The organism is Pseudomonas sp. 30_B, from assembly GCF_017491605.1.
GTDB lineage: Bacteria > Pseudomonadota > Gammaproteobacteria > Pseudomonadales > Pseudomonadaceae > Pseudomonas.
Genome location: NZ_JAFGYY010000477.1, coordinates 1 through 245 on the forward strand (window position 1 = coordinate 1; position 245 = coordinate 245).

The following is a 245-nucleotide window of genomic DNA, read 5'->3' on the forward strand; positions in this document are numbered from 1 at the left end:
AGTTCTTCTCGTTGCGGAACGGAGAGGTGGCGGCATCCGGCCAGGTGAAGCGGTTCGGGCCGTTGTCGGTGGTGTAGATGACGATGGTGTTGTCGCTGAGCTTCAGGTCGTCGAGGGTCTTGAGCAGCTTGCCGACGTCGCCGTCGTGCTCGAGCATGCCATCAGCGTACTCGTTGCCCGGCATGCCGCTCTGGCCCTGCATGGATTCGCGTATGTGGGTGAAGGCGTGCATGCGGGTGGTGTTC

General features: G+C 62.4%; 1 protein-coding gene. It reads right to left on the minus strand.

Translation table 11 applies throughout. The annotated features are described in order from the left end of the window. Nucleotides 1-245 (minus strand): sulfatase-like hydrolase/transferase (locus tag J5M67_RS29165; RefSeq protein ID WP_207888752.1); only part of this gene is annotated, 245 nt, incomplete at both ends.